Consider the following 25,259-nt stretch of genomic DNA (forward strand, 5'->3'; position numbering starts at 1 on the left):
AATTGCTTAAGTGCCATTGTAGTGGACTTTACTTATTCTTGAAAGCAGATGACTGCGATAGCTGCCGCGAGCGACTAGGCAGTGACCATCGTAACGCTACGATACCGTAGCGCTACGATGTTACGGTGCAGGCTCCTGTCCAGCCGCCGGCGCCTCCAGCAGTACTGAAGGCTCCACCCCCAGCGCCTCTGCCAGCTTGAAGATGTTGAGCAATGCAATGTTGCGCTGCCCACGCTCAACCCCCCCCAGATAGCTGCGTGCCAAGCCACTTTCCAGTGCTAGGCGTTCTTGCGACCACCCTCTGGTCTTTCTGATTTCTATCAGCTTCAGGCCGAAGCGTAGTCGGGGATCAAGGGCCATATTTCTCTCTTCTTTAAAGAGAAATGACTCTATGAGTACCCCCTCTATAGGGCTACGCCCGATAAGTACCCGCACTATGAGTGACAATTGAATGCAGGCGCCATAAAATGACCTCTATGAGTAACAAAATGGAGGAAATGACGTATGGCAAGCGTCTGGAAGACTGCGGGGCAGGGAGCGGCGGCGGGGCTGGCAGTTCCGGTGGCTGGGCTTTCAGGTCTTGCTGCCGCTGGTCTTACGCTGATTCTTGTACTGGCGATGATCGGAGTGGGGCCTGCGCGCCTGTCACAGACATCTCTTTGGGGGCTGCTGACTAGTGAGCTGATGCTTTATCTGCTGATTTCACTGGTGGTCTTCACGCTGTCCTTCAGCTTTCTGGCGCGCTTGCAGGCCCGCTGTCAGGCACTTGTAGCCAAGCTCAACGCACAGCAGGGGCTGTCATTCGATGCTGGGCATCTCTTGGGCTACCCCGCGCCGGCCTTTCTGGTGTTTGACCGGCAACATCGCAAACTGGCTGTCTGTTCAATTGTGAATGAAGCCTGGCGCATCCACGATTTCTCTTGGCTGCTTGGTTGGCGGATGACCTGGCGCGAGGTCGAGAGCATGGAGATGAACGGCGGTAGCCGTCAGGTCAACGCCAGCGGCATGAGCGTACCGACCTTCGAGCGCACGGTACGCGCGAAAGACTTCGCCATCGAGCTGCAAACCGCCGATCCGCAACGACCAGAGCTCAGTTTTCCCATGAGCCGTCGGGCGGCGGAAACCTGGTGCGCCCGGCTCAATGCCATCTTCAACGGATAACCTCGCGAGGAACTGCGATGAAACACTACCGGAGCTTGCTGTTTCTGCCTTTTGTATTGACAGGTTGTGCCACAACCGACATGCAGGGGGCGCTGGATTCCCTGAACGGACTGGGACAATCCATTGGAACCAGTCTGGCGCAAGCGGCTACGCCCGCAAGCGCGGCAAACCGCAACAGCTTGCTGGGCACTCCACTGCATAACGCCTTGCGCCAGAATCTGTCTACCGACGGTCGCGCCCCGGAGTGGCCCAAGGTGGTGATCAGCAATCTGCAAATTCCGGCTGATCAGATGACGCTGACCCGTAGCCTCACGCTCAAAGCCAGTGATTGCATTCGCTTTGACGCAGTGCTCTGGCACGACGCCAAGCGCTCCGAGCGCTTCAGCAATCTGTCGCTTTGCGCGCCGGAGCTGCCGAAACAGTCAAACAACTTCGTGCTGACCTGGAAGAGCTTTTCCATTTCCGGCAAAACCAGCGGTCAGGTTCGTAGCGATGGACCGACTCCGCCTTACAGCAAGTTGCCCGGCGACCCCGCGATGGAGCGTTGGTTGATGAATCAGTTCGGCCTTTACTATGTCGGTTCGCTGCTGACCCTGGTCGGCTACGACCCCAACTTCACGGTCGATGACCGCCGCTTCTGGATCAGGAACATCAAGGGATGAAAGCGTTGCTGCTGGCGGCCATGCCGGTGGTGCTGATGGATGGCACTACCCCAGACCCCAACCGCTGGTTGCAGATCGAGCCGGCCATCATCGCCGCCGTGGAATGCCGTCAAGCCTTGCCGTTGCGCGTGCTGGACGGCATTGCGCCCAATGCTCCCGGTAGTTGGTCGCTAACGCCGGAACGCAGCTTCACGGCATTCGGCTTGCCGGTGAAGCGGATCGAGCTGTTCATCGATCCGGATGGTGAGCTGGGTGCAAGCTATACAGCAGTTATTGAAAAGCGCAGCCTGGAACAGGTGCGCAAGCAACTGAAGCTTGCCAGCCAGCGAGGGCGCATCGGCCAGCTATCGGCAGATCAGCCCAGCGCCGAAGTTCAAGTGAGCTGCACGGTCGCCGCAACAAGGCAAGGGTGAACATCCTGCGCATTCTCTCCGGCGGCCAAACCGGCGTAGACCGGGCGGCGCTTGATTTCGCCATTGCCCGGCAAATTCCGCACGGCGGCTGGTGCCCGGCAGGCCGACGGGCCGCTGACGGCCTCCTGGATGCTCGCTACCATTTGGTGGAGACCGAATCCAGCGGCTACCGCCAGCGTACCAAGCACAATGTTCGGGACGCTGATGCAACGCTGATCATTTACCGAGGCAGGCTGGAAGGCGGCAGCCTGCTTACTCGCGATTTGGCGACGGGACACGGCAAGCCGCTTCTACTGTGCGATCTGCATGCCCCTACAGAAGTGCTGTTGGCGGCATGGCAAGACTGGTTGTTTAGCCATCCCGTCGTTATTCTCAACATTGCTGGCCCGAGTGAAGCACGCAACCCCGGTATCTACCTGCAGGCGAGCGCACTACTGGAGCTTTTCTGGAGCACGGAACATGAGCCGATCTGATACCCGCTGCGCGACACCTTATATCTACTCGGGTGAGTTGCAGATTCGCCCCGAAGTAGATACCGCGCTGGCTGCGCTGAAAGACAAACCATACACCGCCATCCCTAGCTGGAAAAATGACGGAACCTGGGAGCTGTGGACGGTGGAAGGTAATGGTGAAACCGAGCCCTGCATTATCAGCGGCCCATCAACAACCTATCCCAGTGAATCGGAGGCTCTGGCTGCGGGCGTGGCTAGGTTTGCAGGACAAGACTGAACTGCACTCGCTTCAATTTTGGTCATCCCATTCACACCCTCTTCGCGCTCATGCGATAACTTTGCAATTTCAACCACCTGACCCAATCATGCTTGGATACTGGATCGTCGTTTCAAAGCAAACACCCGAAGAACGGCACGCCATCATTGACCGCAAAAAGTCGGTGCTCGCGGAATGGGAGACAGGAGTCAGCGGCATTCGCTGGCTGGAAAAGCTGGTCGAGGAGGGCAAGGCCGCCAAGCTGCGCGGTGACGGCTATCCGAACCGCTACACGTCCACGGCAGACATCGTGCTGCCGCTCATCACGGGTGACGCCATCAAGCCTGCTGACGATGGCATCTGGGTGTTCGGCATGGATGAGGGTGAAGAGTACGCCCAGCCTCCCGGCTGGATGGGCAAGGTCAACCTGCGACCCGAGAGCATCCGCACCTGCCCGACCGATGCGGCCCTGACCATTGACGCTTGGGATCAGTCGTAACTCCATTCGCAACCACAAAGGAAATTCATGAAGAAGAACATCGCCATCCTCGCCGCCCTCAGCGTCGCCACACTGACCGCCTGCGGCAGCAAGACCGACGCCAACGAAAAGAACTTCGGCGCGGCCATGACGCAGTATTTCGACAAGAAGGGCGACCTGTGCCTGAACACCAAGCGCTGGCCGGTTGACTTGTCCGAGATGGACTTGCGCCTGCAAAAGACCATGCAGGCCGGGAGTGCCAACCAGATGGCCGCGCTCGAAGCCGCTGGCTTGGTCAAGGGCGAGGACACTGAGGTGGACATCATGGGCATGATGGGCAAGCCCACGGGTGCCAAGGCTAAGATCAAGCGCTACACCCTGACCGATGCGGCCAAGCCCTTCGCACAAGAGCAGGAAGTCGCCTCCATCGGCCTCAACGGCAAGACCACTGAGAAGCAAACCGACCTGTGCTGGGGCAAGAAGGCGCTGGACAAGATCGTGAAGTGGGAAGGCCCGATGAAGTTCGGCGACTACCAAGAGGCAGGCATTACCTACACCTACAAGGTCAACAACCTCGCCGATTGGGCCAAGATGCCCGAGGTTCAAGCCGCTTTCCCGGTAGTGAAGAGCATCCTCGATGGTGTTGGCAGCAAAGAGTCCAAACACGCCGTCAAGCTGACCAGCCAAGGCTGGGAAGCGAAGGGACTGGATTAAGGAGGCGGTATGCCACGTATCGACCTCGCAGTACCCTTCGCCGAGAAGGATGAGGCCAAGCGGCTTGGCGCACGTTGGGACGGTGAGCGCAAGCTCTGGTATGTGCCGGACGGCGTAGATGCGGGCGCATTTGGGCGTTGGTTGCCGAGCGAGCCAGACATCAGCGTTCGCTCAAACAGCTATTTCATCGCCCAGACCACCAAGCCGTGCTGGAAGTGCAACGAACATACAAGTGTGTTCGGCTTCATCCTGCCTGCCGGGCATGAAACGCTGGAACCCGACGAAGAGGACGATGAGCGGGATGCGTGGTATCGGCATGACGAGCCTGCCATCGTTCACTACGTCACCGATCTTTTCCCCGCCGTGGCGGCACGCATCAAAGCATTCTCGCGGCACTACCGCGTCGATTTCAGCAAGACCACGCAAAGCTCGTACTGGATGAACCACTGCGAAAACTGCGGCATGAAGCAAGGGGACTTCGAGATGTACTGCGAGCCGCAGGGAGCGTTCTTTCCGATGGATGAGCGTGCCGCTTCCCTGATCGTCCTGCACGAGTTTGCCGAACCGTTTGGCTGCAATGGCAGCACGACTTATGGCGATCACCTCTTTGAATACATGCGGCGGGCCTAATAATGCTAGCCCTCCGGGAATCGATGAGCCTGTTTGTGGAGTTTATTGCGTTTATCGAGATTGCGGCCAAGGCGCTGGGTAGTAGTCTGCGCCATCTTGCTTTCTGTGCTCGCTTCCGGGGGGTATCTTTCTGATCTGGTCGTGCAGGTTGATTTGGTTGTCGGGCGGGTCATTTTGGCGTTAACACTTGGAGTCGACCATGGCCTCTCAAGCAGCATCTTGCCTTATCTTGATGGCATATCAGCTCGGACTCCAATGAAGCGCAGCGGCTATTAATTTGACATTATGACGAATGAGGAGGGAATCATGAACATTCATACAACAGAAGCAATGACTGCATTGCAGCGCAAAGTGCGCATGACCATTCCGCAGATTGGCGAACAGGCAGCACAGGCATACGAGAGCATGCGTGCAGAGGCTCAAGCGCGTCAGCTTGTCGTAAATGGGCCTTCGATTTTTGTTGCACGTTCAATGCCCCAGGACGCTCATACAGAATTTGAACTGACCTTTTGTTTACCTGTGAAAGGCAATGATTTGCCGATACTGCCGGCTTTTTGCTGCGTTTGCTTCATGTTCGAAGGTCCTCTGGATAGATTGTTCACCCACGGATACCAGACGTTGCTTCGCAGCATTGAGGATGCGGGCCTCACGCCAAGCGATGAAAGTCGCGAGGTTTATCATGAATGGTACGGACCTGAGTCCGACAAGAATCGCATTGAAATCCAGATTGGTGTGATTGAATGAGTTTTCAGCAAAACATCTGGACGGTTTGCTGCTTTGTTGAGGTCGCCTGTCTATGAGGCTGGTTTTACCGATGATCATTTTCTCCCTGGCCTTATTGGGCAGCCTCAACCCCACCCTACGCCGACAAACCCAACAGCTCGGCGACTTACCTCGAAGGTTGGTCGGATGTCTTGTACCTGGATGACTCCTCGGTCATCACGAGCCGCTGCGCCCAAGGCCCGCTGCAGAACCAGACGCACACTGCGCGGCGGCAAGGCTTGCAGACGGGACAGGACATCATCATCCAGCCTCTCGGCAAAGGCGTTGCCCCAGCTCGCCTCGTCGCGCAGACGGTTGTAGATCGACTGCGCAATGCTTCTGACCTGCTCTGGCTTGGGCGGCTGAATGTGCAACACCGTCAGCCGTGAGCGCAGCGGCCCCGGAATGGTATCCGACTCATTCGCGGTCGCGATCCAATTCACATGACTGGCATCGATGGAGAAGTCACGAATCGACAGGTCAATGAAATTCCGCGCACTGCGTGGCTCCAGAAGCGTATAGAGCGCGGCCAGCGGATCGTACTGCGGTCGGCCGTTGCTGGCCTTGTCCAGTTCATCGAGCACCACCACCGGGTTGGCCAGTGGTTGGTAGGCCAGCAGCTCAAAGAGCTGGCCTGGCTCGGAATTGCTCCAGAATGATTCGGAACCTGCGAGCGGCGAACTCGATTGTGTACTCGCCATATCGAATACGCGAAAGGGCAAATACAACTGATCGGCCAACCAGCGTGCTGCTTCGGTTTTGCCAATACCCGCCGGGCCGACCAGCAACACGGCAGGCCAGGACACGCGGCCATCGCCCAAGCTGGACAGGGCAAAGTGGTCGCGTAGCAGCTCAGCCAGTTCATGGAAGTTTGGAAAGGCCTGCGCGAACTCATCCAGAAGGGCTTTCCATTCCGGGGGCAGCAGGCCCAGTTGGCGGATACCATGGCCCGCTCGCTTGATCCGCTCCGCCATCGCCTGCGCGCGCTTGAACTTGTCATCGCCTTTCGGTCGGTGGCGATCCACGAACGCCTCCAGCCCGGCTTCATCGAGAAAGACGATGCTCGGCAAGAGCATTGATTTAGCGGTTTCTGTCGGCTGCTCCTGAACCTGCTCCGGTTTGGCTTCACACGGGACGGGCTCATCCTCAACCGCCATGGCAGCGCGTACATCTTCAGTCGTCACCTTACCCAGATCGTGCACCACCTGTTGCACCCCCTGTTCGACGATGAGCTGGCGGCTGCGGCGCACTTCTTCGGCAAACAATCCTTGGATGCCGTCGTGTTGCGGACAGCGTTGTGGACGGATGCCGTCCCCGACAACCTGTACACCGCACACGGGGCATTGTTGCAGCGAAAGGTGCTTGGTCTGGGCAATCAGATCGAACACTGCTGCTGCACGTTCGCTGTGGCGTCGCGGCGGCTGGTAATGAATGGCCAGGCGATCCCGGTTGCAGCTCACCGACAGTGAGCCCTTGCGAGTGAGCACTGCGGGTGGCAGCAGGCATTCCACCTGGGCAAACAGATGTGCCACCACGGTCAGATGCCCTGGCGCAGGTTCGACGATCTGCCGGACAAGCCAGGGATGCTGCGCCTTGAGTGCAGCAATGGCTGCTTCGTATTCCCGCAAGCGCAACGGACGGGCTTGCTTTGGCTTGCGCATGATGGCCTCCCAAATAGCCTAACTATAAATTACTATAACATCGGTTTGCGCGAATCGCCAAACTCCGCACTCTCGTCTTGTCGGCCAATAAGTCTTATAGTGATTTACAGTGAATTCTCAGAGCCCGACATGCCAACCCTTGCCAACGAACAATTGCCAGGCTTTGCCGCCGCCTTGATACGACTGCGCGGGGAGACGCTGGGGCGGATCGCCGAAGCCACCGGCATCCGCACTGCCAACCTCTCTGTCTGGCTGCGTGGCAAGGAACAGGTTATCTCCGCCAAACGTGTGGTCGGCCTGTTACATCATCTCGGTATGGAAGGCGGCCGTCTGCGTGCCGACGTGTTGCACCAGTGGCAGGATCGCGGGGCGCTGGATGACAGCAGGATCGTGCTAAGCCTGTTGCAGGCCAACAACCAGCCGGTGTGGTTGTTCCAGGATGAGCAGCCGGGGCTGATCAAGACGCGCTTTCTGTTGGCAGGCGATGTGCTGATCCGCATGGAGATCGAGCCGGGCGTCGATCAGGCACTTGATCTGGCGACAGTCGTCAGGGTGGATCGTGTCATCACCACCCCTGCAGCATTGGCCGGGGTGCCAATCGACTCGTTGGCATCAGCACACAACGTCCTCTTGGCGCTGGCGGAGCAGGCCGCAGCGGACGTGGGTGACGAAGAACTGCTGGAAGGGCTGATGTTCCGTCTGACCGAAACATTGGGCAGTAATGTCTCTTCAGCGCAGGGCTGGCAACAACTGGAGCAGGCGCTGAGGCGGTCCCTAGAGGCTGGCCTGGCCCCAGGTGACATTGCGAGCTTACTCAAAGGGCACCTACAGAACAGATAGCCAGACCGCTTCCTGTTCGAGCGCCAGTCCGGATTGGCGCATTTGTTCGGTTAACGGACCCAGATAATCAGGCAACTGCAGAACAGCACTGGTGAACTCCCGAAGCGTATCCTGCCACAGCCGCTGGCTACCATAGCGTGCCAGTTTGCTTTGCCAGTCGGGCATCAGCCAGCATTCGCAAGTGTCGCCAAGCTGTGCAAAGAGTCGCGCGAAATTGGCCAGCCCCACACCGTCATAGTCCGGGAACAGCACGACACGGCTTGCACGCGGGCGCTGCCCCAGCCAAGCGAGAAGCCGGCCATCAAGCTGTCCGCCGTAGTACAGCAGGGTGGCTTGCGTTCCTACTGGCAGCCAATCCGTGCGGTCAAACAGCGCCTGGTTCTCCACCAGCCAGAGCGGCTGCCCGCTTTGCCAGGTGTCGCCAGTTTCAATGCTCAGGCTGGCAGCCCCGAAGTGGTGCGTGAGCTGGCTGAGTGGCAGTTCGCTCCCGTGTTCGCCTTGCCGCCAGAGAACCTTTTCGCCAACGGCCTTGAGCAAGGGGTAGTAGCACTCATGCTGATGATTGCGCGCTTTGCTGTCGCGCGCGTGGGCGATGTGTTGCGCCCGCAGCGGCAGGTCGTCCGTGGCCAGCATCCCGACTTGGGGGGAGAGTGCGCTCAGATGGATATCGAATAGTCGCGGATCGCTGACACGGTAAACATCACCGCGCCCCTGACGCTGGCAGATTACCGCTCCTGTCTGCCGGGCAAAGCGATCCAGAGCGCTGCGCTGAGCGACGGTGAAATAGCTGGCCGGCAGGGCTTGTTGGCCATGCAGCTTGAGCAAGGCTGCGCGCAGGGTTCGATCCATACTCAGGCATCCAGCGGTTCGATGACCTGCCAGCTATGGCGGCTGATCTGGTTGCTGCCGTTGCGCGTGTGAATCGGCACGCAGTAGCGCACGGTCGTCAGCGGCGCGGGCGAGGCAAAAATCAACGAGAAGCCGAACTCTGCCGCCGTGTCGATCAGGCTGCGCTGATTGCGGGCGTCCAGGGCCAGTGCCTCGTCCAGATAGCAGATGCCCTGGATGGGGCTACGCTGATCCTGCATCAAATGCAGCATCGCCAGCCCCGTCACCAGTTTGGCCATCAGCACGGTGCCATTGGAGGCGGCACTGTCGAGGTCATCGAAGGCTTCCGGCTCGCGATCTGCCTTGCCGACCCAGAAGCGCAGGCGAAACAGGTCGGCCACACGCAGGCCATGGCGGGCGTTGCCCTCTTCGATCAGCAGAGTCTTGGCGCGATTGAGTTGATCATCATCGAGCATGCTCTGCTGGTTGAACAGTTCGAAGGTTTCGCCACTGTCCACAGTGGCGGCGGTATTTATCAGCAACTCGATGGCCTCGACCAGAATGGTTTCGTCTTCGGGTTCGATCTTGAACACTGCCAGATCGGAAAGTTGCCGGCCGCTGATCTTGCGGTTGAACTCGCGCATCCTACGCTTGAAAGCAAACAGACCGTCGCGCAGTTCGCGCAGGCAGGCGGCCACATTCACCACCGCCGAGCGTACCTTCTTTTCCAGGGCTTCGGCTTCCTGCGGCAGGTGATGGGCGAATTCAACGAGACGAACAATCTCGCTTTCCGGTTCGCCGACAAACTGATACTTGGTCAATCCGCCGCTATGGATTTCACCCAGCAGATGGCGGATCTGCCCATCCAGCTCCAGCAACTGGCGGCAGTCGACCTGATAGGTCTGCAGTCGCTCAGCCAGTTGCTCCAGCGCGAACTCGGGCTGAGCCAACCAAGGGCTGTGCGGCAGGTCGGCCAGCCAGGTGAAGGGGCCTTCGTGGTCGATGCGCTGATGACGGCGTTGCTCTATCTGCCGGTGTTGCTGCTGCAAGGCCGCCAAATCCTGTTGCCGCTGCTGCCGCTGCTGATCCAATGCGCGGTGCCGCTCTGCCGACTGCGCCAGACTGGCGCCGAGTTCGGCGAGCTTTTTCGCCAGTGTCTGCAGCCGCTCCTCGCGCTCGGCCTCGCTTTGCCGCAAGTCCTGCATGTGCGCGTAGTCCCGTAACTCGGCATCCAGTTCGGCTAGTTGCTGCTCCAGCGCTTGGCGTTGCTGTTTGACGTTTTCCAGAGCCAGGGCGGTGGCCAGTTGTTCTTGCAGCTGAGCCTGCTGTTGCTGCAACTCCTGCTGCAATTCGCTCAGTTCCGCCAGGGTACGTTGCTGATACTGTGCCGGCAGGGCTTCCAGCCGCAGTTGCAGGCCTAGCAAATTGAATTGCCCGGCATTCGTATCGGCCAAAGCCACAAGCAGTGCCTTGTCGTCGAGTTGAAAGTCCTCTGTGCCCAGGGTCAGTACCGGCTTGGCCAGCACCTTGTTCAGCGCGTTGAGTTGTTCCGTAGATACGACACTGGCCAGTTGCTGATAGAGGTTCTGCCCCTGGGTGCGCAACTCCTGCGCCAGCTGCGCGGATTCCCGTTCGATCCGGGCCAGCTCGCGCTCGATGGCCGCTGGCGTGCGGCTCTGTGCCTGGCCGATCCGTACCACCAACGCATCCCGTTGCGCCAGCAACTCGTGGCGGCGCGCCTCCAGCAGGGCGCGGTCGGGGATCAAGGCAAAACGCTGCTGCAACGCGCGCAACTGTTCGCTTTGTTGGCGGAGCTGCTTTTGTTCCAGTTCGCACTCTTTTTTCTCGCCAGCCGACTGCATATCCTCTTCGCGCAGGCGCTGCAGCTCGACATCGCACTGCGCCAACTCATGCTGCAAGGTTTGCTGGCGGGTCTCGTAATGCTGTTGCCACTGACCCAGTGCCGCGTCGATCAAGGGGCGCCAGCACAGCAATTTGCCGCGCAACACCAAGCGGGCCTCCTGCTTCTGTTCCAGTTCGCTCAGAGTGGCTTGCAGCCGCACGGCGGCCAGGTACTGACTGCGTTCGGCGTTGAGGTCGGCAAACGCCTTGTCCCATTCCGCCTTGAAGTCGATGCTGGCATCCGGCAGATCGCGGCGGAAAATCTGCAGCAGATAGTCCTTTACCTCGCTGGAGCGCAGTTTGTCCAAGCGCAGCGTGCGGGTCAGCACCCGCTGAAAAACGCTGGCATCGCTGGCATGCTCCAGCCGGAAAACGCAGAAGTCCTGCTGACTGGCGAGCTTGCGGCTACGCCCGCCATAGATCATGTCGGCGAATTCGCTGCTGCTGTAGCTGAACACCCGGCGCCCAAAGCTCGCCAGATGGCTGGCCAGTTGCGGTTGTGCCACCAAGGTGCCATCCGGCAGGCAGAACTCCTCGACCTTCAGCGGCCCGGCATAGGCGAAATACTCGTACTCGAAGCTTACCCCTTTGCCCACGCAGCCCAGCACTACGGTGCCGGACTCCGGCAGCGACACCTCCAGCAGCACATAGGCGCTGTTGTTGGGGAAATAGAAGCGCCGGCTCTTATCCACATCGTGCGCACCAAAATCCATACGGCGGCGGTCGATGATCAGCAGAAACTGCAGGGCATTGATCAGGCTGGTCTTGCCGGTATTGTTGGGCGCTACCAGAGAGACCGCACCATCGAGCGGCAGCTCGGCGCGCGAGTAGCCTGCACTCCCCAGCAGGACCAGACGTTGGAAGCCGTACTGCATCAGGTGTTCTCCTCGTCGTCTGGTGCATCCGCAGTCCAGTCTTCCGCTGCAGGCGTGCTCTCTTCGTCGCCATCGGTCTTGGCCGTCAACGCCAGGCTTTCGAAATGATCGAGGTAACGGCATACAGCGGGCAGCAGTCGCCAGCCCGCCGGCTCTGGCACGGCAAAGCCGAGGTTGCAGGCGCGGCCCATCAGCTCCACCAGGGCGTCGAGGTTGAGGCCCTCGGCATCCAGCAGATCTTGCTGTTGCTTGTAAACCTCGGCCAGCCAGGCGCTGTCGATCAGCCAATCGGTAAAGCGCTGCAGGGCCTTGCCGGCGTTGGCCTGGGCATCGAAGATCACCATGAACAGCAAGGCCAGCTGGCGGCTGATCTTGCCGATGTTGCTGTTGGCGTCACTGTTGTGAAACCAGGCAAAGCCCCTGGCATCCAGGCGCAGTTCGAACCCCAGCGCGGCAAACAAGCCGACATAGCTGGCCTCGTGCTGTTCCAGCTCCGCCCACAGCGCGGGCTCGGCCATTCGATTCAGGTGTTTGCCGGAGAGAAACAGGCGGAACAGCTCGGCCAATGCCGGCATTTGCGACAGGGCGGCTGCCAGAGCGTGTGGGATCGTCATTGCGGGATACTCACGCGGTGAGGGTGATGCAGGACGCGAATCGTCTGCAGCGTGGTTTTTTCAGACTGGCTGGCTGCCTCGAACTGCCAGCCGAGCTCATGTTGCAGGTCATGGAACAGGCGCAGCAGGATGGCATCCTGCAGGTGGGCGTAATGGCGGTGCAGCCAATCGAGCAGATTTTCCACCGGCAGGCTGCGGGCCAGATGCGCACGAATAGCGGCTTCGTCCACCTGCTCCAGCAAGGGAGCGTCATCGCCAGGCTCATCCTTCGGAAAGGCCACCGCCTGCGGCTGGTATTGGCGCGCGGCAGCCATGACCGCCCGAACCTCATCGCCCAATTGCAATTTGAAACCGCGCTCATTGCGCCAGACGGGGAGTGCGGTCTCATCCGCCGGGCGCGACAGTGCGCGACGCAGGCCGCGTTTGCGCACCTGCCCCAACAGCAAGCTGATGGCACTGGTCAGTGCGTTGTGCTGACGCAGCTCTTCGCGCAAGGGCAGCAGTGTATCGGCGCACTGTTGCGCAACCAGCCGGCCAAAGCGCCGCAGCTCCTTGGCCTGGTGCGCCACCTGACGTAACTGCAGGCGATGCGAGTAGAGCGCACCCTGTACCGACAATTGCTCTAGGCCCCAGTCAAGCGCACGCTCCGCTTCTTCCAGATAGCGATAAAAGGTACCCTGCGAGCCGCTGTCCATCATCTGGTTCATCGGCTCCACATAATGATCGTAGGCTTCCAGCACCTCGCGGTAGCGCTGGCTGATCGGCATGCTGCTGTCGGCGCTTTTGGCGTTTTCCGCCAGCTCAAAGAGCGCGTGCCGGTCCTGATCGAGCTGCAGGCTGATCTGGCGGAAGAGTTCTGCCAGCTTGTTGGCGGCCCCGCGCACGCGATCCATGTCGGCCCCGAGCATCCCTTCATTGAGTGCTTCGGTGGCTTCACGGATCGCAGCAACACGAGCCTGCAGTACTGCAGCCAGGCCCAGCTCATGTTCACGGGTGAGGCCGCGCACGAACTCCAGCACATAGGCATTGAGCTGCAGATCGTTGCTGCGCGGCAAGGTTTGCAGGATGTCCGCGTTGACCAAGGCACGCAGCACCGCGCCCTGCGTTTCGGCATCCCGTTGCCCGGACACCTTGGCAATGCCGTTCAACACCTGATTGCTGGTCAGCACGGCAAACTCGCGCGACAGCCGCACCAGGAGCTCCACGGTGTCCCAATGGGTGTAAAGCGCGTAGACCAGCGAGCGAGGGTTGGCCATGTCAGTTCAGTCTCCCTCCACCGAGCAGGCATGCCCTGTGCCGCATGCTCTCACCCGCCAGCCGCACAGGGCGGCAACCCGGCGCATGGCCGCAGCGGGGTTTCATAAGGTGCAGGCTGGACGCATCGACCATTCGTTGTCCCCACGCCGCCGCGCCCGATTTCTGGCGAAATCGAGCCCAGCGGCCACATTCTTTGTGCTCTCGCGAGCCAGCACAAAGAATGTGCTCATCGTGCTGGGGACAAGCGACTCTCGGGCTGCGTCCCGGCCGGAATGTGTCAGGCATGGTGGCAACACTGTGTGCACAAAGTGGCGTCAATGTGGTGAACAGCGTGGCAACATTGTGTTGAACATGGCGGCAGCATTGTGGCGACATGTGGGTCACAGTGTGGCAACAAGGTGGCGCTGACAGCTCAAGCGGTCGCATGGATGAAAGCATTCAGTGCCGCCGCGATGCGTTTACGGCGCTCTTGCAAGAACGCCTTGTAGTGATCCAGTGCCAGCAGTTCCTCCTCCACCGGGATGCACTGTGCTGCGAATGGTGCTGCACCGTGCTGTGCCACCAGCGGCAACAGGTAGGTCACAGGCGCTTTGTCGCTGATCGCACGATTGGTTTTGCCGCCGATGAAAGCCAGGTTGGCGATGTCGTCGGCCTCGCGAGGGGTGTAGCTGCCGCGCAGCAATGCCTTGGGGAAAATGTGATGAAACTGCAAGCGGTGCTGACTGCCCGAGTGGTCCAGAGCAATGGCAAGGTGGCTGCGCCAATCCTTGGCACCTGCCGCACGAAATGCCAGGAACATGGTCTTGAACAGCGCACTGCGCTGGTTGCGCCCCTCCAGCTCTTCCGGCGTGATGTCAAGGCGGCCGAACTGCAGACGCAGCCGGTCGATCAGTTCATTGACGCCGCCGCCATTGCGGATGATCGCTAAATCCTGATCCAGAATGGTCTCACTGGAACCCCGCGAGAAACGGCCTTTGGCATTGGCGGCCAAGGCCCAGTAGCGCAACTGCTGCGCTTCTTCCGTGCTGAGGGCATAGTCACGGCGATGCCCAATGTAGGCAAGTACCACCAGTAAGAAGGGCGATGACAGCAAGGCAGGGCTGTCGATACCCAGATTGCTGCGTGCGAAATTGAGGGCAAATTCCATCCCCTCGCAGGCTTCTTTCCAGGCTTGCTGCAGTACGTCCAGGGTCAGGCTGCCGACGGTCAGAAAACGGGATTGCCCGGTAGCAAAGGCCATCAAATTCTTCAGGTGCAAACCCAGATCAAGCTCGAAACCGTTCTGGGCGCAAGCACTCTGGAAGTCCAGGAAGGTCTGCAGCGAGTGCCGCCATTTGGCCGTGATCTGCGCCAGAGCCAGATCGGAGCTGCGCAGCTTGGCGCCCAGCGAGTTGACCCGCACGAAGATTTCCGTGACCTCGTCGTAGGACAGTGTTCGCTCCAGCACGTCCATGCGATACACGTACTTGCGAATGCCGCGTAGCCGGGCCAGGCGCTGACTGTATTTCTCGTAACGCGGATCATCAAAGCCACTGATGCCCGCACGTTTGAGGAAAGGCGCATCGCTGTCGGTCTTGAAGACTTCGGATACCGTCACCCACTGCGGCAACTGCTCCAGCTTCCGTGTCGCCACCACGAAGGTCATTTTGTTGAAGCGCGTCAGCAGTTCGTCCTCGCTGGCGTCGGCCTCGTCGCCTCCCAGCTCGCCTTCCTCATCGACCTCAGCGTCATCGCCGTTCTCATCCACTTCGGTCACGACGGCCAGTTGGTCGGGATGCTCCAGATTGAACAGCAAATCGATGGGCCGACGGCGACCGCGCACCGACACCGGCTCGCCACGAATGACGGCAGATAACGAGGTCAGACGCTGTTGTCCATCGAGCAACAGGCGGGTGCTCTGATAAGGGTTATTGCTTTGGCTGACGGCGAAGCTCTGCAGGGGCACGGCCTCATCGGTTTCCCACAGCAGGATCGCCCCCGAGGGATAGCCCCGATACAGAGAGTCGAGCAAGTCGCGCACGCGCGTGGAGCGCCAGACATACTGCCGCTGCATTTCCGGCAAGCGCAGCTCACCACGCTCGATCATCGAGACCAGTTCTTCAACGCTGGCTTCAGCCTTGGCCATGGTGCTTCCTTATTCTCTCAATCTCACTCAACTGCTGCGGGCGGCTCGGCAGCGGGGATGATCAACAACAGCTCGGAGTCATCCACTAGCCTGTAAACCGGCCGCTTGCCGGACAGTCGTTCGCTCTGATCCAGAATGATCTGAACCCCTTCACCACGCTTGTCCATCATGGCGATGCGGCCCGTGATCGCTTTGTCCGCCTCGGGCACGGAACATTTGGCCAGCAGGCTGGTGACGGCTTCGTTTCGCGCGGCCTGGCGGTAGGGAAGGCTCTCCACCGTCATGGTGTTGGGGATGGCGCCTGGCGAATACAGCTCCAGCCGGTTCGCAAACATCCGCAGGCGGATTTTGGCGCCATGGATCGAGTAATCCCGGTGCGCAACGGCATTGACCAGGGCCTCGAAGACGGCGGTCATGTCATACTGCGGCAGGTCGTGCCGGCCCTCATTCTTGGTGGCATAGACCTGCATGTTCTTGCGTACGAAGTGGCAAGCCGCCAGCACCTGGGCATCTAGCGGTCCGGTGATGTCCTGGGCGTCGAGCTGATAGGCCGTGTCGCCTTGCGGCAGCACCTCGGTGCCACGGTATGCCACGGCCTGAATGAAGGCATTTGGCAGCCAGCGGCGAGGGTCAGCGCTTGCCATCAGCACGCCGGCAATGGTTGGCCGAAGTGCGCCGTCGGCATCGGTGCGCGCCATGGCCAGTTTATCCAGCAGCACCTCGCGCGAATCCTGCACGCGCGGACTGGCAAAACGTTGCAACAGATCATCTACAAGGTCGTCGAGTGTGGCGCCAGGCACCGGCTGCTCGTCGAAGCGGATGATGCGCGCCTGGCTGCGTTGCTGGAACAAACGCGCCAGATAGTCCGGAGCCATTTCACGCTTGGCGCTGCCCACGCGGTGCAAATAGCCGCCGGGGCTTTTATGCACGAACAGGCTGCTTGCGATATCGACTTTCAATACTGGCAAGGGCTCGCCTGACGTGCTGGGCAGGCTCAGACGCTCGATCACCGGCGCGAGCGGCGGGGTGATGCTGTCCAGGCAAATCTGCCGGACGAAATCCTCCACCAGGTCCAGGCGCTCCAGCGGGATACCGAGCACTTCACGGGTGTCGTCCACGCCGAGCACGCACACACCACCCCGGCTGTTGGCGAAAGCGGCCAGCTCATCGGCCAGCGAATCTTTATGGGGGGCTGACACCTTTTGACCGGCAAAGCGGACTTCCTTCAACTCCAGATAGGAGTCCTCTCCCAGGCGAATCTTGTCGATCAAGTCCGCGATGTTGTCGAACATGTCAAACCTCTCTTCCCAGGCGCTGGTAACGCCGCTCAAAGGCTTCTTCGCCGCCTTCCATCACCTGGCAGACTTCGCGGCGCATGGCCTGATCCTGCAAAGAGCCGGTTTGCTTCACGTGGCACTGGTGGTTGAAGTCCAGTACGTGGATCAACTCCGCATCGCCATTGACCACGATGTTGGGGTTGTGGGTCACGATGATGAGCTGACGGCGCAGTTTGTTGCTGCGGATCTGCTGCACAACCAGTCCGTAGATCAGGTGGTTATCCAGGTCATCTTCTGGCTGGTCGAGCACCAGTGGCTCGTTGCCATGCGCCAGCAGGAAGGCCAGCATGGCCGCCGCACGCTGCCCGGCGGAGGCCTGGCCGATGGACTGAAAGTCCCGCCCGTCACCTTTACGGCTGTACTCCACCTGCAAACCGTCTTCAGGGAACCAGCACAGGATGTGATCGATGAATTCCGGGCGCTTGTCGGCTTCCGCTTTCAGGAATTTATTGAACCAGCCGCCAAACTCCGCCTGCCCGCGACCGGCTTGCGACAGGCGTTTCTTCTGCGTCAATAGCGCCTGCTCGAAGGCCGCCGTATCCCATACGCCCGGCTGCTCGACCAGATCAACCGTGCCCAGCAGATCGGCCACAAGCCCTTTGGGGGATGCCCCCTCTTGCTCCTGATACAGGTCGTCCACGTACTTGCCTTCTGCGGCCCCAAGCACCTCCCGCAAGGAGCGCTCGATGCCCTGTGCGTCCCGGCTGTACGGGATCAGCTCGATGCGCACAAAGGGATTGCCTTGCAGCGTTGCCTGCAGAAATGCGCTCCGTTGGGCGCTGATGGCGCGGCGGGCGGATTGCACCTGTTCCAGCAACGACTTGGCCTTCTCGCGCAACTCGGTGTGCTGCTTCTGCAAGGCTTCCAGCTTCTTCAGCTCGATTTCCAGGCGCTGCTTTTCTTGCACCAGACGACCGTACTCGCTGGGGTCGCTGACGCCTTGTTGCTGCAAGTCGGCCTTGAGCTGCTCGTAAGCCATCTTGGCCGCGTCGATCCGCGCAAACCAGGGCGAAGCCTCCAGCTCACCTCTCAGGACTTGCCCACGCTCCTGCAGCACGTTTGCCGCGCGCTCGACATCCTGCTGCGCCTTGGCGATGGCGGCGTGCAGCGCCTGGACAATGCCCAGTGCCGGGCCGTCTTCGGCGGTATCGAATAAGCCTTCCGGCAAGTCTTCCGCCAACAGATCGTCGGCAAGCGCTTTCAAACGGGTTGCCAGTTCGGCGGAGGCGTCGAACTGGCGCTCCAGCTCTCGGCTTTGCCGGTTGGTGCGCTGATAGTTTTTCAGCAGGGCGGCATGATCGGCGCCCTCGAAGCGGGCCAGCTTGCGCTGAATATCTTGCAGGGTCAGCGTCAACGCTTCACGCCCTTGCAGCTTGCCGTCCAGCTCGCGCATTTGCGCCCGTACGGCCAGGAAGGCACGCTTGGCTTCCTCGAAAGCGGCTTGCTGCGATTGCGTGCCCGCCGCATCGTCAATCACCTTGAGCAGCGCCTGCTGGCTGTCACCGGCCAGCGCGGCGATCTGCCCCTGGCTGAACAGGCGCACCGGAAAGCGTTGCTCGGTGACGGCCTGACTGGCCGAAGGCTTGAAACTGCCCGTAGCGGCGTCCCATTCCTCCACTGCATGGCCTTGGCCATCCTGCCGCCAGATCAGGCGATAGGGCATGCCATCGCGCTGCACTTGCACGCAGAGGCTGGTTTCCGCCCGCAGTCCGCCTTCGTCATTGCGGCCCCTGGCAACCTGATTGAAACGCTTGAAGGTCTGCCCGGCTTCCGAGCTGAGCGACAGCTCCTTCTCACGGCGATAGGCCAGGCGCAGGGCATGCACAACGGTCGATTTGCCGGTCCCACGACCGCCGATCAGAGCATTGAAGTACGGATTGAGCGGCAAGCTGGCAGACGTTCTACCGCGCCCCATGTAACGTGCGTCGCGGATTTCTATCGATTCGATGAAATGCTCGGGCGTATTGAACGGCGCAAAGCCGTTGCTCTCATCGCTGCGCTTGACCGACACCTCCTGCCCATCGAGCAAGGCAAGGCGCAAGCCTTCCAAGCTGGGTTTGGCCATCTTGATCCAGGTGTAGCGCGAACCTGGAACTGCCGTACCTTGGAAGCTGTGACAATCGCTGCCCGCCACGCTGGCAAAGCGCAGTTTCAGTTCATCCAGAACCATCGGCACGGGACTGGAGAATGCGGTCCACTCCAGCGCCAGGATGCCGGGCTCCTGCAAGACCGCCTTAACCGTATTGGCATCCATCATGCATTTACGCGTACCAGGCTCAACCTGTAGCAGCCCCTTGTCGCCTTCGACGTGTGCCGGAATGGCCAGGCCGCCCGCCGCCAGAATGCGCTCCACCACTTGGGCGGCGCCGATGCGGGTGACGCCATCGCTGTCGCCGCGCGTGCCTTGGTAGTCCACCCTTGCCAGCAGATCGCTGATGGTCTGACTGGTGGCGGACGGGTCGAAGATTGCGAGCAGATGAAAGCCGCCTTGCACCGAGATTTCTACCCCTGGGAACAGGTGTAGCTCACGGAACCCGTCAGGTGGCGTGCCGGCGTCGGCCTCGCGCTTCATCTGCGCATAGGCCGCCTTGAGCGAGTCGATCCACTCGCCGGTGTTGTGATCGGTAACGGCTACGCAGTCGATCCCGGCGGCCATGTACTTGAGCAGCCATTTTTGCGGTGTCAGCTCAACGGGCGTGCCGATGGCAGCCTGCCAGGCGCTCGTGTCCTTGGAGGCCGGCGTGTGGGTATGGAAATCGAACTTCCACCAGCGTGCGCCGGGGTAAGGCCAGGGTTGGCTCATGTTCTTCTCCTGATTGCGGCCATCATTCCTCCGCCTTGGTTTGAAGCACCTGCATCAGCGCCTGAATCTCGCCCCGGAACGGGCTGGCGTCGAATTCGCTCAGGTCACAGGCAAGGCAGGCCTCGATGTCCTTGCGCGACAGGTAGTGCTTGTGCAGGAAGTTCATCTCCACATGAACGTCACTGTCAGCGATCTCGCGCTCGTCCGGGTTGGCGCTGTCGTGCAGGAACTGCAACAGACAAGCATGCAGCACACTCGGCATATGGTTCTGGATGCCCCGTATCTGCTGCATGACTTCTTCGATGCGCTGGTTTGCCGTTGCCTGATCGCTGAAGAAGATGTTGCCGTTGGGATGTGCAATCTCATTTCGCTGATCCACTAGTTTCTGAAACTTGCCGATATGCTGGTTCTCGCAACCGGCCAAGCGCAGGAATTTGAAGATGCTGCGCTCATTGACTTCGCTGAAGGTAAAGGGCGAGCTGGCGGTCAGCAGCTCCTTTTCCTTTTGCTGGAACAGCACCGCATGGGTGAAGGCTTCCGGCTTGGCCTGCTTGATCTGCCACACCGAGAAATACACGTAGCTCATGTAGAGCATATGGAAAGCAAGGATGGCGAACTGATACTTGCCCGCCACATAGTTGCTCTCGAAGGCTTCCCAGACAAAGCGGATGTATTCACCTTCGCCTGCCGATGGATAGGCCAGCGGCAGGTAATCGTGGATTTCTAGCGCGGCATCCATGTTCAGCCCACCCAGATTTTATTAATGGACAATTTAATGTCTTGTTCTCGCTCAGAGATTTCCTGTTTTAACTCTTCAATGCGTCGTTGATGCCCTTCAATATCCAAAACGATCTGACGTTGAGCATCGATGGGCGGTATTGGAATTTCGATACTTGAAAGTGCACTCTTAGAAAACTCCTTGAAGGTGCCACCAGTTGCCAGTGCCTCCAGCCTCGGCGTTAGAAATTTCATCATGTATGCCACGAATTCAGGCAGAACACGGCTGTGATCCTGAATCACGATGTTCTTGAAGCCTTGATTGGTGGCTGTTGGAATGCGCGCAATTGCGACTCGACCAATCGTGGCACGGCTGGAAACTAGTACTGTGCCGACCGGCAACAGCTTGGCTGATGAGTTTTTTAATCCTTCTTCGCTGATAGTGCGCTCGGTGCAAGTAAGCTGAGTGATGAAGTCTGATTGCGGAAGATCTACGAGCGTTGCCCACGGCACTCCACCGCTCCAATAAGTCGGTTCATCTGATTTTGGTGTGCCGCCGCTTTCGATTCGAAATAGTGTTTGATCCCCAAGAGACACCATCGGCCAGTGCTTTGATTGGTCCCCCTCCAGCCGATATCGATCACCACTGAAACTCCAGTCGGCGCTTTCTGCGATCTGTGCTCTGCTCACGCAGTGCGCCAGCTCGTTTCCTTCGAAGGCATCAGGAGCAGCGAAGAAGCTTTTCAACTTCTTCTCAGCAAGGGGCAAATCGTCTTGATCGATAGGCCGGCGCTGAGCTCCCAATGCGAAGCCATCATTGCCGACCTTCACAAACAACACCTTGTCGGTCTGCTTGGCCAGTCGTTTGTCCAGAATCAGGATGGAGGTCTTGACGCCGCTGTAGGGCTGGAACACGCCAGCCGGCAACGAGACGACCGCCACCAGCGAGTTCTGTACCAGCAGCTTGCGCAGTGCCTTGTAAGCGGTGCCGCTCTGGAAAATGATGCCTTCCGGCACGATGATGCCGGCCCGGCCGTTGGGGCTCAGGTGCTCGTGGATGTAGTCAACGAACAGTACTTCGGAGCGGGTGGCTTGAATGGAAAAACGCTTGTGCGGTTTTATGCCGCCCTTCGGTGACATAAATGGCGGATTGGCGAGGATCACATCCGCGTGTTCATTCCACTTATCTTCGCTGGTGAGCGTGTCGTATTCGTCCACGTGCGGGTCACTGAAGCCATGCAGGTAGAGGTTCACCAGCGACAGACGCACCATGTCCGGTGAAATGTCATAACCATGGATGTTTGCGGCCAGCTTGTTGCGCTCGTCCGGCGTCAGCTTGTCGCCCGGCTTGTGCGCTTTGTTCTGGTCCAGGATGTATTTCCAGGCCGAGATCAGAAAGCCTGCCGTACCGCAGGCGGGATCGAGGATGCGCTCGTGCTTCTGCGGGTTGATGACCCGGACGATGAAATCAATGATGTGCCTAGGCGTGCGGAACTGGCCCGCATCGCCCTGGCTGCCCAGCACAGATAGAAGGTATTCGAAAGCGTCGCCCAGTCGCTCGGAATGATCGTAGGAAAAGCCGTCGATCTCTTTCAAAAACGCTTTTAGCGTTTCCGGATCGCGGTAAGGCAGGTAGGCGTTCTTGAAGATGTCGCGGAACAACGCCGGCAGGTGCGTGTTCTCGGTCATCTTGCCAATGGCCTCGGAGTAAAGGTTCAGCGTGTCCTGGCCGCCCATGCTGGGCGCCAGCAGTTTGCTCCAGCTGTACTTCTCGAAGCCGTTGACGAAGAAGCTGCGCTTGCCGCCGAACTCTTCGGACTGGGCATCCATGTCGTCCATGAACTTGTAGATCAGCGCGATCGTGATCTGCTCGACCTGGCTCTTGGGGTCAGGCACCTTGCCGACGAGGATGTCGCGGCAGGAGTCGATTCGGCGTTTGGTGTCGGTATCCAGCATGGTGTTGTTCTTCTCGTTCGGCCGCTTGGGCGGCCTTGAATGACTTACATGAATTGGTTGAGCGGTACGTAGTCTTTGACGTACTCGGGAATACCTTCGCGCCACTCGGGCGGCACGGCGCGCAGGTCGCCCACGCCAAAGGCCGGGTTCACGTTCAGCTCGCCGAAGCGCTTGTCGTCGATGATCGCGCGCAGGGCTGCGTCAGTGGCATACGCCTTGAAGAAGTACTTCATCGCCAGCACAGCGATGCCCTGGTCTTCGGCCAGCTTGCTCTGGTTGGCGAGCAGGAACTCCTGGAATTCATCCTCCAGCAGCTCATCCTTGCTCTTGAAGTACGGGATCAGGCCGAAAATCTTCTGCAGGATTTCCTTCAGGCTCAGCCGTCGATCCACCCCGGCGGCACGGCGCAGCTTCTCCAGGTTGAAGTACTCGTTGGGTTTGTCGAACAGCTGGCTGGTCACGTAGTCAATGGCCTGCTCCCACTGCTCGTTTTCAACCTGCTGCTGCAGCATCGGGTCGGCTTTGACCTGATCCTCGAATTTCTCGAAGAACATCCGGTCGATCTTCATGCCTTCGTAGCCGATTTGCTGTTCGGCTACGTGGAAGATGGCATCGGCGCCCGTGTGCTCGTAGAGCCCGCCCGTCGGTGGTGGCGGCGCTTCACCCTGACCTTCTCCCTCGCTGCTGCGCGCCGGCAGCTTGAGCACTTCGTCGTAGTCGAACTTTTCCTCGAAGTATTCGCAGTTGGCGAAGAAATCGAAGAATTTGAAGCGGGCCTTTTCTGGCTCGTTGATCAACGGCTTCAAATTGTCATCGAACAGTTGTTCAAGGAAGTTGTGCTTGCGCGTGCCGCGTCCTTTGATCTGCACGAAATCTGACGGCGAGTACACCGGGCGCATCAATGCCAGGTTCAAGATGTCCGGGCAGTCGTACCCGGTGGTCATCATGCCCACTGTCACGCACACGCGCGCCTTGCTGGTCTTGTACAGGGCATTGAAGTTGGCCGAACCCAGCAGGTTGTTGTTGGTGAAGTTGATGGTGTATTGCTGGGCATCGGATACGCTGGAGGTAACTTGTACCGCAAAGTCGGACTGGTATTTGCCGGGCCACAGCACATCAGCAAGCTCGTTCAGGATTTGCGTGAGCTTGGCGGCATGGTTCTGGCTGACGGCGAATACCAGGCCCTTGCCAAACTCGCCGGTCACTGGATCACGCAGACCGTTCTTGATGAAGGTCTGGCAAAAAAGCTCATTGGTCGCCTTGGAGAAAAACTTCTTCTCGAAGTCCTTGGAGACAAAGCTCTGTTCTTGCTGGCCGTCTTCACCGACGGGCGCCATCACGGCATAGCCCTGCTCGGATAGCAGCTTGGTGGTGATGTCGGTTCGTGCATCAACCACCACAGGGTTGATCAGGAAGCCATCCTTGACGCCATCCAGCAGCGAATAACGGAAGGTCGGTTGTCCGGATTCGCAACCGAAGGTGCGGTAGGTGTCCAACAGCAGGCGGCGCTCCTGCTCGCGCGGGTCGCGGGTGGTAGGCTTGCTCGCGTCAAAGCTCTTGAGATAGTCGCGCGGCGTTGCGGTTAAGCCTAGCTTGTAGCCGACAAAATACTCGAAGACGGCGCGGGCATTGCCGCCAATGGAGCGGTGGGCTTCGTCCGAGATGACCAAGTCAAAGTCGGTGGGCGAGAACAGGCGCTTGTACTTGTTGTTGAACAACAGCGACTGCACCGTGGTGACCACGATCTCGGCTTTGCGCCAATCGTCACGGCGTTCTTTGTAGATGACTGTAGCGTAGTCGTTCTTCAGATAGTCCTTGAACGCCTTCGCTGCTTGATCCTCCAGCTCTAGTCGATCCACCAGGAACAGTACGCGGCGGGCGTTGCCCGTGCGAAGAAACAGCTTGATGACGGCAGCAGAGGTCAGGGTCTTGCCGGTGCCGGTCGCCATTTCGAACAGGAAGCGTGTCGAGCCTTCAGCCACTGCGTCCTGGATGGCATTGAGCGCCTTCTTCTGGTAGTCCCGTAGGAAGCGCAGCTTGTTCTTGGCGATGAAAGCCGGGCGCTCGTCCGCATTGAGCCAACCCGCTTCCCTCTCGTAGCCCGGCAGCTGGGTCTGGACGATGTAGTCGCGTCCGACGGCTTCGGTAATCAGGCGCCTCTGGTCAGGTTCGAACTTCCGGTAGCTCTTGAGTGAGTCCGGAGTCGGGAAAGCGGTGATGATGTGCGGGTTGCCCTGCTGTAAATCCCAGAAGTAGTGCAGATTGCCGTTCGAGAGGATCACGAAGCGGCAGTCGAGTGACTTTGCGTATTTACGCGCCTGCTCCTTGCCGACCAGCGGGTTTTTGTCTTCGGATTTGGCTTCCAGTACCACCAGCGGGAAGCTCTTTTCGTCCAGCAGCAGAAAATCGACGAAGCCGTTCTTGGTGGACTCGAAGTTCTCGCCCAGGTCATTGATCTGGGCCTGACTGAGCTTGACGTTGGGCTCCAGCGCTACGTTGGCCTTGCCCTTGCCGTCATCGAAGAAGCGCCAGCCAGCAGATTCCAGCAGTTTGTTGATCTTGATGCGCGCTTGCGCTTCCTTGGCATTCGCCATCCTCAGACACCTCCCTTTACTGGCTCACCTTGAGGATCTGGTTTCAGGCCATGCGTACGAGCGTACTCCAACACCAGAATTTCGATCATTGAGGCCACCGAGCGACGCTCACGATCAGCCGCCAAGCGCAGAAGTTGCTTGATCTCAGCGGAGGTGCGGATGGATAGGGTTTCGTCCTTCAGGCGTGACATGGCAGCGTCTCGTCAGTGATGTCACGCAAAT

The 25,259-nt window shown here is 59.4% G+C and carries 23 protein-coding genes; 10 read left to right on the forward strand and 13 right to left on the reverse strand.

Features of this window, described 5'->3' with window-relative positions; translation table 11 throughout:
* Positions 1–120: 120 nt before the first annotated feature.
* Positions 121–360 (reverse strand): helix-turn-helix domain-containing protein, encoded by a 240-nt coding sequence (locus G365_RS0114710; RefSeq protein ID WP_011806687.1) that lies wholly within the window; start codon positions 358–360, stop codon positions 121–123.
* A gap of 144 nt (positions 361–504) precedes the next feature.
* Here G365_RS0114710 and G365_RS0114715 point away from each other — a divergent pair, with 144 nt between their 5' ends.
* The 9 genes from G365_RS0114715 to G365_RS0114755 all read left to right on the forward strand — a co-directional run bounded on the left by G365_RS0114715 (position 505) and on the right by G365_RS0114755 (position 5,510).
* Positions 505–1,161: a hypothetical protein gene (locus G365_RS0114715; RefSeq protein WP_019646293.1), complete on the forward strand. Its 657-nt coding sequence runs from the start codon at positions 505–507 to the stop codon at positions 1,159–1,161.
* Positions 1,162–1,178: 17 nt separating this feature from the next.
* The gene (locus G365_RS0114720) at positions 1,179–1,823 is read left to right on the forward strand and encodes a hypothetical protein (RefSeq protein ID WP_019646294.1); all 645 of its coding nucleotides are present in this window, start codon (positions 1,179–1,181) and stop codon (positions 1,821–1,823) included.
* The gene (locus G365_RS0114725) at positions 1,820–2,236 is read left to right on the forward strand and encodes a hypothetical protein (protein ID WP_019646295.1); all 417 of its coding nucleotides are present in this window, start codon (positions 1,820–1,822) and stop codon (positions 2,234–2,236) included. The genes G365_RS0114720 and G365_RS0114725 overlap by 4 nt, the downstream gene beginning before the upstream one ends.
* Positions 2,233–2,709 (forward strand): putative molybdenum carrier protein, encoded by a 477-nt coding sequence (locus tag G365_RS0114730; RefSeq protein ID WP_019646296.1) that lies wholly within the window; start codon positions 2,233–2,235, stop codon positions 2,707–2,709. Before G365_RS0114725 ends, G365_RS0114730 begins: the two co-directional genes overlap by 4 nt.
* Entirely contained in the window at positions 2,696–2,965 is a 270-nt protein-coding gene (locus G365_RS23585; protein WP_081628573.1) for a hypothetical protein, read from the forward strand. Before G365_RS0114730 ends, G365_RS23585 begins: the two co-directional genes overlap by 14 nt.
* Positions 2,966–3,053: 88 nt before the next feature.
* Positions 3,054–3,443: a hypothetical protein gene (locus tag G365_RS0114735; RefSeq protein WP_019646297.1), complete on the forward strand. Its 390-nt coding sequence runs from the start codon at positions 3,054–3,056 to the stop codon at positions 3,441–3,443.
* Between the two features lie 27 nt (positions 3,444–3,470).
* A complete protein-coding gene (locus tag G365_RS0114740) occupies positions 3,471–4,136 on the forward strand; it encodes a hypothetical protein (protein ID WP_019646298.1) in 666 nt (221 codons plus the stop codon).
* A 9-nt stretch (positions 4,137–4,145) separates the two neighbouring features.
* A complete protein-coding gene (locus G365_RS0114745) occupies positions 4,146–4,766 on the forward strand; it encodes a DUF5710 domain-containing protein (protein ID WP_019646299.1) in 621 nt (206 codons plus the stop codon).
* 306 nt (positions 4,767–5,072) lie between these two features.
* Positions 5,073–5,510, forward strand: a complete 438-nt coding sequence (locus G365_RS0114755) for a hypothetical protein (protein ID WP_019646301.1) — start codon at positions 5,073–5,075, stop codon at positions 5,508–5,510.
* A 104-nt stretch (positions 5,511–5,614) separates the two neighbouring features.
* On the opposite strand, the gene G365_RS0114760 is transcribed toward G365_RS0114755, so the two are convergent.
* Positions 5,615–7,189 (reverse strand): AAA family ATPase, encoded by a 1,575-nt coding sequence (locus G365_RS0114760; RefSeq protein ID WP_019646302.1) that lies wholly within the window; start codon positions 7,187–7,189, stop codon positions 5,615–5,617.
* Between the two features lie 129 nt (positions 7,190–7,318).
* Between G365_RS0114760 and G365_RS0114765 the strand changes: the two genes are divergently transcribed.
* Positions 7,319–8,029: a hypothetical protein gene (locus G365_RS0114765; protein ID WP_019646303.1), complete on the forward strand. Its 711-nt coding sequence runs from the start codon at positions 7,319–7,321 to the stop codon at positions 8,027–8,029.
* Here the strand turns inward: G365_RS0114765 and G365_RS0114770 are convergent.
* The 11 genes from G365_RS0114770 to G365_RS23590 all read right to left on the reverse strand — a co-directional run bounded on the left by G365_RS0114770 (position 8,015) and on the right by G365_RS23590 (position 25,228).
* A complete protein-coding gene (locus G365_RS0114770) occupies positions 8,015–8,878 on the reverse strand; it encodes a DUF7281 domain-containing protein (protein ID WP_019646304.1) in 864 nt (287 codons plus the stop codon). The two genes, G365_RS0114765 and G365_RS0114770, sit on opposite strands and share 15 nt — an antisense overlap.
* 2 nt (positions 8,879–8,880) lie before the next feature.
* Positions 8,881–11,634, reverse strand: coding sequence for a hypothetical protein (locus G365_RS0114775; RefSeq protein WP_019646305.1), 2,754 nt, complete (start codon positions 11,632–11,634; stop codon positions 8,881–8,883).
* Positions 11,634–12,248 (reverse strand): condensin complex protein MksE, encoded by a 615-nt coding sequence (locus tag G365_RS0114780; protein WP_019646306.1) that lies wholly within the window; start codon positions 12,246–12,248, stop codon positions 11,634–11,636. Before G365_RS0114780 ends, G365_RS0114775 begins: the two co-directional genes overlap by 1 nt.
* The gene (locus tag G365_RS0114785; protein ID WP_019646307.1) at positions 12,245–13,504 is read right to left on the reverse strand and encodes a hypothetical protein; all 1,260 of its coding nucleotides are present in this window, start codon (positions 13,502–13,504) and stop codon (positions 12,245–12,247) included. The genes G365_RS0114780 and G365_RS0114785 overlap by 4 nt, the downstream gene beginning before the upstream one ends.
* A 413-nt stretch (positions 13,505–13,917) precedes the next feature.
* Positions 13,918–15,630 (reverse strand): GmrSD restriction endonuclease domain-containing protein, encoded by a 1,713-nt coding sequence (locus tag G365_RS0114790; RefSeq protein WP_019646308.1) that lies wholly within the window; start codon positions 15,628–15,630, stop codon positions 13,918–13,920.
* A gap of 23 nt (positions 15,631–15,653) precedes the next feature.
* On the reverse strand, positions 15,654–16,922 hold the full coding sequence (locus G365_RS0114795; protein ID WP_019646309.1) for an ATP-binding protein: 1,269 nt from the start codon (positions 16,920–16,922) through the stop codon (positions 15,654–15,656).
* A gap of 1 nt (position 16,923) precedes the next feature.
* Entirely contained in the window at positions 16,924–19,770 is a 2,847-nt protein-coding gene (locus tag G365_RS0114800; protein WP_019646310.1) for a TrlF family AAA-like ATPase, read from the reverse strand.
* Between the two features lie 22 nt (positions 19,771–19,792).
* Positions 19,793–20,509 (reverse strand): hypothetical protein, encoded by a 717-nt coding sequence (locus tag G365_RS0114805; protein WP_019646311.1) that lies wholly within the window; start codon positions 20,507–20,509, stop codon positions 19,793–19,795.
* 2 nt (positions 20,510–20,511) lie between these two features.
* Positions 20,512–22,443 (reverse strand): N-6 DNA methylase, encoded by a 1,932-nt coding sequence (locus tag G365_RS0114810; protein ID WP_019646312.1) that lies wholly within the window; start codon positions 22,441–22,443, stop codon positions 20,512–20,514.
* Between the two features lie 44 nt (positions 22,444–22,487).
* Positions 22,488–25,037: a DEAD/DEAH box helicase family protein gene (locus G365_RS0114815; RefSeq protein WP_019646313.1), complete on the reverse strand. Its 2,550-nt coding sequence runs from the start codon at positions 25,035–25,037 to the stop codon at positions 22,488–22,490.
* Between the two features lie 2 nt (positions 25,038–25,039).
* A complete protein-coding gene (locus G365_RS23590) occupies positions 25,040–25,228 on the reverse strand; it encodes a ribbon-helix-helix domain-containing protein (protein WP_081628574.1) in 189 nt (62 codons plus the stop codon).
* Positions 25,229–25,259: the final 31 nt, after the last annotated feature.

The sequence above is a fragment of the Novispirillum itersonii subsp. itersonii ATCC 12639 genome, from assembly GCF_000381985.1.
In the GTDB taxonomy this organism is placed as follows: Bacteria; Pseudomonadota; Alphaproteobacteria; order Rhodospirillales; family Rhodospirillaceae; genus Novispirillum; species Novispirillum itersonii.